Below are 8,971 nucleotides of genomic sequence, written 5' to 3'. Positions count from 1 at the left end.
CCCCGCCGCGCGCCCGCGGGGCCCCCCCCCCGCCCGGGGGTGTGGGGGCGGCCCGGCCCCCGGGGGCCTGGCGGCTTGGCGGGGGCCCGCCCCGGGGGCCCCGCGCCCCCCGCGACCAGTGCCGTTCGAGAGGAGTGCAGCCGTGATCGCTGCGTTTTCGGTCACCCCGCTGGGCATCGGCGAGGACGTGGGGGAGGCGGTCGCCGCCGCCGTCCGCGTCGTGCGGGCGAGCGGGCTGCCCAACCGCACGGACGCGATGTTCACCAGCGTCGAGGGGGAGTGGGACGAGGTGATGCCGGTGATCAGGGCGGCGATCGAGGCGGTGAAGGCCTACAGCGGCCGGGTGAGCACGGTCATCAAGATCGACGACCGGGCCGGCGTCACCGACGGCCTCACCGCCAAGGTCGCGTCCGTCGAACGGCACCTCGCGGAGGGGGAGCGGTCCCAGCCCGGCCGAGACCTCGTCGAGAACGGTCAGGGCTAGGGCGTGTCTTTCGGATCAGCCCGGGTGCCGGATCCGAAGGACACGCCCTAGTTCACCCGGGCGCGCTCCGCCGCCGGCTCCGTGGCGTGGTCGGCGGCCTGGGCCCGGCCCGGCAGGAGCCGGTCCAGGGCGTACGGGCCGGAGCCGATGGCAGCGATGGCGAGGAACGCCCAGCAGAACATGACGGACGGCTCGCCGCCATTCTGCAGCGGGAGCAGCGCGTGCTGCTGGTGGACGGTGAAGTAGGCGTAGGCCATCGAGCCGGAGCAGAGCAGCGCGGCCCAGCGGGTGCCGAGGCCGACCGCGACGAGGAGGCCGCCGGCCAGCTGGATCAGGGCGGCCCACCAGCCCGGCCACTGGCCGAACGGGACGGTGCCGCCGCCCTTGGCGCCGCCGAGGACGCCGAACAGGGAGGCGGCGCCGTGGCAGGCGAAGAGCAGGCCGACGACGACCCGGAAGGCCGCCAGGGCGAGCGGGCGGGCGCTGTCGGTCACTGCGCGCGGGGTGGTGGGGAAGTGGACGGACATGGGGCAACGCCTCCTGGTGTGGGGGAGGAGGGGTGGTCGGCAAGGGTAGCTATGGTCTAGTCCACTTGACAATGGTCCGTCAGATTCCCCTCGGCTCTGGCGAATTCCGTCAAGTCGGCCGGCGCGCGGGCCGGCCGTCGATCGGCAGGAGAAGAGTCGGACGAGCCCCTTGCAAACTTCTATATTGACCGAGCGGTCCAGAAAGGTTTAGCGTTCCACCATGGCGCGAACGAAGGAATTCGACCCGGACGCGGCGCTGCAGGCGGCCCTGGAGCTGTTCTGGCGGCGCGGCTACGAGGCCACGTCCATGGCCGACCTGGTCGAGGGGCTAGGGATCGGCCGCGCGAGCCTGTACGCCACGTTCGGCAGCAAGCACGAGCTGTACCTGCGCGCGCTGGAGCGCTACGGCGAGCAGACCGACCCGGTGCTGCTCGCCGAGCTCTCCCGGCCCGGGCCGGTGCTGCCGGCGGTCCGCGCGGTGGTCCGCCGGTACGCGGCGGAATCCACCGGGAGCGAGCGGGAGCGCGGCTGCTTCGTCGTCAACACGGCGGTCGAACTGGCACCGCACGACCCGTCGGCCGCGCGCCGGGTGGAGGCGAGCCTCGGCCACCTGGAGGCGCTGCTCACCGCCGCGCTCGTGCGCGCCGAGGCGCAGGGGGAGCTGTCCGAGGGGCGCGACCCCCGGGCGCTGGCGCGGACGCTCATGGTGCTGATGCAGGGCATGCGCGTGATGGGCAAGGTCGCGGACGGGCCGGCGCGCGTGCGGGACGCCGCCGAGCAGGCGCTCGTGCTGCTGGGCTGACCGAGGTCGCGGGGTGGCGGCCGCGTCGCCTTTTTGTGTCCTTATTCTGAACCGAACGGTCTACATAGGGGGAGTGGTCATGAGGGGGTTGTCCATGCCGGGCTCTCGGGCTCCGGCGAAGGCAGCGGCAATGGCAACGGCGCGAACAGGCTTCGCGCTGCTCGGCGCCGTCCAGGTCGCGCTGATCTTCACGCTCATGCTCCTCACCGTCCCGCTGCCCCTGGTGGCGCGGCAGTTCGGGCTCGGCCCGTCCGGCGCGCTGGTGCTGAGCGCGGCCTACGGGCTCTCGTTCAGCTCGCTGCTCCTGCTCGGCGGGCGGCTCGCCGACCGGTACGGCGGGCGCCGCGTGTTACGGGCCGGGCTCGCCCTGTTCGGCGCGGCCTCCGCCGCCTGCGCCGTCGCGCCCGGCTTCGCCGCGCTGTTGGCGGGCCGGTTCGGCCAGGGTGCCGGTGCGGCGCTGGTCGCCCCGGCGGCGGTCGCGGTGGTCCGGGCGCTGCACCCGGGGGCCGCCGACTACCGCCGGGCGATGGCGACGTGGGGCGGGCTCTCGGTGCTCGGGGCGACCGCGGGGAGCCTGATCTCGGGCGTGGTCACGGCGTGGGCGTCCTGGCGCTGGCCGTTCGCCGTGCCAGTGCTGGTCGCGGCCCTGGCCCTGGTGCGCTCCGGTGGCCTGCCGCCCGCCGAGCCCGGTCGTGGGCCCGGGCCGGGCCTGGACCTGCGGGGTGCCGTCCTCGCCACCGCCGGTGTGTGCGCGGCCAGTTACGGTCTGGTCGCGTCCACCGACCACGGCTGGGGCACGTCCGTCGTGCTCGCCCCGCTCGCCGCCGGGCTCGTCCTGCTCCTCGCCTTCGCCGCTGCCGAACGGCGCGCCGTCGACCCGCTGCTGCCGCCCGGCTTCCTGGCCGACCGCCGCCGCGCCACCGCGCTCGCCGCCGTCATGGTGACCGCCACCGGCACCGCGCTGACCTTCCTGCTGCTCGCCCTCTACCTCCAACAGGTCCGCGACTGGGACGTGTTGGCCACCTCGGCCGCCTTCCTCCCGTACGCGGCGGTGCTGGTGCTCGCCGGCCGCCTCGCCGCGCCGCTGACGGCCCGGTACGGCGCCGTCACGGTCACCGCGGGCGGCCTGGCCGTGGCGGCCACGGGCCTCGCCCTGCTGGCCGGCCTCGCACCCGGCAGCGGGTACGTCGTCGGGCTGCTGCCCGGCCTGCTCCTCCTGCCCGCCGGGGCCGGACCGGCCTTCGCCGGCGCGGCCGTCCTCGCCACCGGCGGGGTGCCGCCCGAGCGGACCGGCCTCGCCGCCGGCCTGTTCAACACGGCGATGGAACTCGGCCCCACGGCCGGCGTCGCCGCCCTGATGGCGCTCGCCGCCACCCGGCCGACCGTCGTCGGCGGCTACGCGGCGGCCTTCGCGGCCGGCGCCGCCGCCCTGGCGCTCACCGGCGCCGCGGTCGCGACGCTTCCCCGCACCACCCGCGCCACCCGCACCACCACATCATCCGAAAGCACGATCCACATCAAGGAGTTCACCTCATGAGCAAGCGCTTCGCCGACCGCGCCGTCCTCGTCACCGGAGGCGGCACCGGCATCGGGCGCGCGGTCGCGCTCGCCTTCGCCCGGGAGGGCGCCCGGGTCGCCGTCGCGGGCCGCACCGGGGGCCCGCTCGCCGAGACCGTCGAGCTGATCGAGCGCGAGGGCGGCAAGGCCGTCGCGCTCACCGGCGACGTCACGGACGGCGCGGACGCGGCCCGGCTGGTCCGCGAGACCGTCGAGCACCTCGGCGGATTGGACGTCGCCGTCAACAACGCGGGCGTGTTCGGCGGCGCCGGCCCGGTCGCCGACATCGACGAGGCCGAGTGGGACCGCGTCATCGGCATCAACCTGACCGGCACCTTCCTCGCGATGAAGCACCAGATCGCCCACCTGCGCGCCAACGGCGGCGGCGCGATCGTCAACATCTCCTCGAACATCGGCGTGCACCAGCGCGTCGCCGGCCTCGGCGCCTACGCCGCCAGCAAGGCCGCCGTCACCGCGATCACCCGGGCCGCCGCCCGCGACCACATCGCGGACGGCGTGCGGATCAACCTGGTGAGCCCCGGCCCGGTGGAGACGACGATGTCCACCCGCCCCGGGGAGAGCGCCGCCGACAAGGCCGAGCGGATGAAGGACGCCGTCCCGCTGGGCCGGACGGGTTCGGTCGAGGAGGCCGCCGCCGCGGTCCTCTACCTCGCCTCGCCCGAGGCCGGGTACACCGTCGGCGCCGACCTCGTCCTCGACGGCGGCGTCACGGCCTGACGAGCGCACCACGGCCCAACGGTCCGGCCACGCCGGGCCGTTGGGCCGCAGCATTCGCAAAGCGCGTTCAACGCTTCCTCCGTACTGGCCCTGGCCGCGATGAAGTCGTCCTCGATCACGAGCACCAGTGCGTCCGGCCGGGCCTGACGAACGCCCAGGCGCCCTCCCGACCCCGCAAGGTTTCGGCCATTCCGGCCCGCACGTCGACGATCCCGTCGTTCACGTGGGAACCGTACGCCGCACCACCGACGGCCCGAACGCTGCTCCGCGCACGACCGTCCGGATTTGACGCGAACGCGTAATCCCGTGGTCACCGGTTGATCACCGCAGGGTTCCCGGCGCGTCGCACGGGCAGGACACGGTTTCGGCCGGAACCGACATCACGAAAGGCGGACGCGCTCACCCATGCCGACCGCACCGCACCCCGCGCCCCACCCGCGGCGCAGCCGCCGCTGGGGCGAACACGGCCTCGCCTGGGCCTTCCTGCTGCCCTCGCTGGCCGTCTTCGTCCTGTTCATCGGCTACCCGCTGGGGCGGACCCTCTACCTGAGCGCCCACGCCAACGACCTGTTCGGCGCGCCCTCCCGCTACGTCGGGTTTCAGCACTACACCGACCTGCTGAGCTCCGCCGACTTCGGCCGCACGCTGGTCACCACCGCCCTGTTCACGCTGCTCACCGTCGTGCCCGGGGTCCTCGGCGCGCTCGTGCTGGTGCTGCTCCTGGAGAACCGGATCCGCGGCGTGCGGCTGCTGCGCTCCGCGTTCGCGCTGCCGTTCGCCTTCTCGGTGGCCAGCGCGTCCGTGGTCTTCGCGGTGTTCTTCAACCCCGCGAGCGGGGTGATCAACGGTCTGCTCTCGCACGTCGGCCTCGGCCCGGTGGGCTGGCTCACCGACGACCGGTACGCGCTGGTGTCCGTCGCCGCCACGACCGTGTGGATGAACCTCGGCTACAACGTCCTGGTGCTCTCGGCCGGCGTCGGCTCGATCCCCGGCGAGATCATGGAGGCGGCGCGGCTGGACGGTGCGACCGGCCTGCGGCTGGCCCGTTCGATCACCGTGCCGATGCTCGGCCCGCACCTGTTCTTCCTCACCGTGGTCTCCACCGTCCACTCGCTGCAGAGCTTCGGCCAGATCCACATCCTCACCAAGGGCGGTCCGGACGGCGCCACGCGCACGCTCGTCTACTCCGTGTACGAGAAGGCGTTCGCGTACGGCTCCAGCGACTTCGGCACCGCGAGCGCGCAGGCCGTCGTGCTGCTCCTGGTCGTCCTCGCCTGCACGGCCGTCCAGTTCGGCGTCCTGGAGCGGAAGGTGCACTACGCATGACCACTGTCGTCACGGAGGCCGCCGAGCCCCGTCGCCGCACGGGCGTCCTGGCCGGCCGGTCCCCGCGCGAGCTGCTCGCCCGCGCCGCCGTCTACCTGGTGCTCGCCGTCGCCGTCGTCACCGTGGCCTTCCCGGTGTACTACGCGGTGGCCGGCGCCTTCATGGGCCCGTCCGAACTCTCCTCGTACCCGCCGGCGCTGGTGCCCCACTCCGTCACCGGGCGGAACTTCTCCGGCGCCGTCGAGACCATCCCGCTGGCCCGCCAGTACGCCAACTCGGCGATCACGGCGACGGCCATCACCCTGGCCCAGCTGTTCACCTCGATCCTGGCCGCGTACGCCTTCGTCTTCCTGCCGATCCGGGCGCGGGCCGTGGTGTTCGGGGTGTTCCTGGCGACGCTGATGGTCCCCTGGGAGGCCATCATCATCCCCAACTACCTGACGCTGTCGGACTGGGGCCTCGGCAACACCTACTTCGGCCTGGTGCTGCCGTTCCTCGCCTCCGGCTTCGGCACGTTCATGCTGCGGCAGTCCTTCCGCCAGCTGCCCGCCGAGCTGCGCGACGCGGCCCGGATCGACGGCGCCGGCCACTGGCGCTTCCTGTGGAAGATCGTCGTCCCGCTCAACAAGCCGGCCCTGGCGGCGCTGTCGATCTACGTGTTCCTGTCCGCCTGGAACCAGTACTTCTGGCCGCTCATCATCACCCGCACGGCGAACATGCAGACGCTGCAGATCGGTCTGACCTCGCTGCGCGACTCCGAGATGTCCGACCCCGGCCTGATCCTCGCCGGCGTCGTCCTCTCGCTGCTGCCGACCCTCGCCCTGGTGGTCTTCGGCCAGCGGTTCATCGTCCGCGGCCTGACCGCGGGCGCCGTGCGCTGATCAGCTCGTCCGTCCCTCCCGCACCCCACAGAGAGAGAACCCCCGTGAAGAAGAGTGCACGCGCGCTCGCGGCCCTGCTGGTGGCCGGCCTGTCCCTGACCGCCTGCAGCTCCAGCGGCTCGACGTCGGGCTCCGGCGGCTCCGGTGACGCGGCGGCCCCCGGCGCCCAGGCCCTCGACCAGGCATCCGGCGTCACCACCGTCGAGTTCTGGCACTCGATGACCGGCAAGAACGCCGACGTGCTGAACGGCCTGGTGAGCCAGTTCAACGCGGCCCACCAGGGCAAGATCGAGGTCAAGGCGGAGTTCCAGGGCAAGTACGACGACCTGGTCGCCAAGTACAAGGCCGCGGTGCAGCAGAAGGGCACCCCCGCCGTCGTGCAGGTCTACGACATCGGGACCCGCTTCATGATCGACTCCAGGCAGACGGTCCCCGCCCAGGCCTTCGCGGACAAGGACGGCTACTCGCTCGCCGACCTGGACCCGAACATCCGCAACTACTACTCGGCCGGCGGCAAGCTCCAGAGCATGCCGTTCAACTCCTCGATGCCGCTGCTCTACCTGAACACCGACGCCTTCAAGGAGGCCGGCCTCGACCCGGCCAAGCCGCCGACGAACCTCGCCGAACTCGGCGACCTCGCGCAGAAGCTGACCAAGAAGGACGCGAGCGGCCAGACGGTGCGCTACGGCTTCGGCGCCGCCATCTACGGCTGGTTCGTCGAGCAGCTGCTGGCCGAGTCCGGCACGATGTACTGCGACCAGGACAACGGGCGCAGCAACAAGGCCGGCAAGGTCGTCTTCGACTCCGCCCAGGGCGCGCAGATCGTCCAGTGGTGGGCCGACCTGGTCAAGAACGGCTACGCGGCCAACACCGGGCGCAACACCGACGACGCCCAGGCCGCGTTCAAGGCCGGCACCGTCGCGATGCACCTGGAGTCCACCGGCGTCCTGAGCGGCTACACCCAGGCGGCCAAGTTCACCGTGGGCACCGCCGCCTTCCCGAAGGTCGCCGCGGGCGACCAGGGCGGCCCGGTGATCGGCGGCGCCTCGCTGTGGATCAGCGGTCCCGGCCACTCGGACGCCGAGAAGCGCGCCTCCTGGGAGTTCGAGAAGTTCCTGACGTCCCCGGAGCAGCAGGCCGCCTGGCACAGCGGCACCGGCTACTTCCCGGTGAACACCAAGTCCCTGGACGACCCCAAGGACAAGGAATGGGTGGCCAAGTACCCGCAGTTCCAGACCGCCATCGACCAGCTGAAGGCCACCAAGCCGACCCCGGCCACGGCCGGCTGCCTGCTGGGTGTGATGCCGCAGGCGCGCAAGGGCGTGGAGACGGCCATCGAGCAGACGATCAAGGGCTCGAAGACGGCGCAGCAGGCGCTCGCCGACGCGGCCAAGGAGCTGCAGCCGGCGATCGACAGCTACAACAGCTCGGTCGGCTGACGCCCTCCGTCGATCCGAAGGCGACGCCCGCCCGGTGCACCTGCGCCCGGGCGGGCGTCCGCGTTCACGCCGACAGCGCCTCGCCGTCCTCGGGCAGCGCGCAGGCCGCGGCGATCCCGTCGAGCGAGAGGTCGAGCGCGTAGGCGAGCGCGGCGATCGTGAAGAACGACGGCGTCGGCGCCCGGCCGGTCTCGATCTTGCGCAGCGTCTCCGCCGAGATCCCCGCCGACGCGGCCACCTCGACCATGCTGCGCGTGCCGCGCGCCTCGCGCAGCAACGCCCCGAAGCGCTCGCCGCGCTCGCGCTCCCACGGGGTCAGCGGAGTCCTCACCATGGTGCCGATCCTAAGCCTTCCCGGGCGGAGCGGTGTCCCTTTCCGGCCCTCGACCGTGATACAAATACCGGTATAAGAATTGGATTCCGAGAGGACGCCCCACCCCCATGGTCGAGATCAAGTCCGACGCCGCCCTCGCCGCGATGCGCGAAGCCGGCCGCGTCGTCGCCAATGCCCACGCCGCCATGCAGGCCGAAGCGGCCGTCGGGGTGAGCCTGCTGGAGCTGGACGAGATCGCGCGAGGAGTGCTGCGGGCGGCCGGGGCCACCTCGCCGTTCCTCGGGTACCGGCCCTCCTTCGCGTCCGTCCCGTTCCCGGCCGTCATCTGCGCCTCGGTGAACGACGCCGTCGTCCACGGGATCCCCGACGGCTACCGGCTGCGCGACGGCGACCTCGTCAGCATCGACTGCGGCGCTCTCCTCGACGGCTGGGCGGGCGACGCGGCCGTCAGCTTCACCGTCGGCACCGCCCGGCCCGAGGACACCGCGCTGATCGACACCACCCGCCGCGCCCTGGAGGCCGGGATCGCCGCCGCCGTCGCGGGCAACCGCACCGGCGACATCGGGCACGCCGTCGGCACCGTCGCCCGGAGCGCCCGCTACGGCCTGCTGGACGGCTACGGCGGCCACGGCATCGGACGCCGCATGCACGAGGACCCGCACGTGCCCAACGAGGGCCGCCCCGGCCGGGGCTACCCGCTGCGCCCGGGCCTGGTGCTGGCCATCGAGCCCATGCTCATCGCCGGCGGCCGGGACGACTACGCCACCGACCCCGACGGCTGGACGCTCCGCACCACGGACGGCGCCCGCGCCGCCCACATCGAACACACCGTCGCCATCACCGAGGACGGCCCGCGGATCCTCACCCTCCCGTAGGGCGAGAT

At 73.1% G+C, this 8,971-nt stretch carries 10 protein-coding genes; 8 read left to right on the top strand and 2 right to left on the bottom strand.

The features are described 5' to 3' along the window. The first annotated feature begins 142 nt into the window (after window positions 1–142). A complete protein-coding gene (locus ACFXDE_RS14725) occupies window positions 143–484 on the top strand; it encodes an MTH1187 family thiamine-binding protein (protein WP_380494210.1) in 342 nt (113 codons plus the stop codon). Window positions 485–531: 47 nt separating this feature from the next. On the opposite strand, the gene ACFXDE_RS14720 is transcribed toward ACFXDE_RS14725, so the two are convergent. Next, window positions 532–1,011, bottom strand: a complete 480-nt coding sequence (locus tag ACFXDE_RS14720; RefSeq protein ID WP_380494208.1) for a DoxX family protein — start codon at window positions 1,009–1,011, stop codon at window positions 532–534. A gap of 220 nt (window positions 1,012–1,231) precedes the next feature. On the opposite strand from ACFXDE_RS14720, the gene ACFXDE_RS14715 reads away from it, so the two are divergent. From ACFXDE_RS14715 to ACFXDE_RS14690, 6 genes are all read left to right on the top strand, one after another. Further along, entirely contained in the window at window positions 1,232–1,813 is a 582-nt protein-coding gene (locus ACFXDE_RS14715) for a TetR/AcrR family transcriptional regulator (RefSeq protein ID WP_380436271.1), read from the top strand. 130 nt (window positions 1,814–1,943) lie between these two features. Then, window positions 1,944–3,350, top strand: a complete 1,407-nt coding sequence (locus ACFXDE_RS14710) for an MFS transporter (protein WP_380494206.1) — start codon at window positions 1,944–1,946, stop codon at window positions 3,348–3,350. After that, window positions 3,347–4,108 carry an SDR family NAD(P)-dependent oxidoreductase gene (locus ACFXDE_RS14705; RefSeq protein ID WP_380494204.1) on the top strand — a complete coding sequence of 254 codons (762 nt, stop codon included), beginning with the start codon at window positions 3,347–3,349 and terminating at the stop codon, window positions 4,106–4,108. The genes ACFXDE_RS14710 and ACFXDE_RS14705 overlap by 4 nt, the downstream gene beginning before the upstream one ends. Before the next feature lie 405 nt (window positions 4,109–4,513). Beyond that, on the top strand, window positions 4,514–5,434 hold the full coding sequence (locus ACFXDE_RS14700; protein ID WP_380436279.1) for a carbohydrate ABC transporter permease: 921 nt from the start codon (window positions 4,514–4,516) through the stop codon (window positions 5,432–5,434). Then, window positions 5,431–6,315 carry a carbohydrate ABC transporter permease gene (locus ACFXDE_RS14695; RefSeq protein WP_380436281.1) on the top strand — a complete coding sequence of 295 codons (885 nt, stop codon included), beginning with the start codon at window positions 5,431–5,433 and terminating at the stop codon, window positions 6,313–6,315. The genes ACFXDE_RS14700 and ACFXDE_RS14695 overlap by 4 nt, the downstream gene beginning before the upstream one ends. A gap of 44 nt (window positions 6,316–6,359) precedes the next feature. Further along, on the top strand, window positions 6,360–7,754 hold the full coding sequence (locus ACFXDE_RS14690) for an ABC transporter substrate-binding protein (protein WP_380436283.1): 1,395 nt from the start codon (window positions 6,360–6,362) through the stop codon (window positions 7,752–7,754). A gap of 64 nt (window positions 7,755–7,818) precedes the next feature. Here ACFXDE_RS14690 and ACFXDE_RS14685 read toward each other — a convergent pair whose 3' ends face one another. After that, complete coding sequence (locus tag ACFXDE_RS14685) at window positions 7,819–8,088, bottom strand: helix-turn-helix transcriptional regulator (RefSeq protein WP_329927160.1); 270 nt, start codon at window positions 8,086–8,088, stop codon at window positions 7,819–7,821. A 107-nt stretch (window positions 8,089–8,195) separates the two neighbouring features. Here ACFXDE_RS14685 and map point away from each other — a divergent pair, with 107 nt between their 5' ends. Next, on the top strand, window positions 8,196–8,963 hold the full coding sequence (map, locus tag ACFXDE_RS14680; RefSeq protein ID WP_380436285.1) for a type I methionyl aminopeptidase: 768 nt from the start codon (window positions 8,196–8,198) through the stop codon (window positions 8,961–8,963). Window positions 8,964–8,971: the final 8 nt, after the last annotated feature.

This window comes from Kitasatospora sp. NPDC059408, assembly GCF_042751525.1.
GTDB lineage: Bacteria > Actinomycetota > Actinomycetes > Streptomycetales > Streptomycetaceae > Kitasatospora.
The sequence above is the reverse complement of the archived record's forward strand: the minus strand, read 5'-3'. Positions and strand labels throughout refer to the sequence as shown.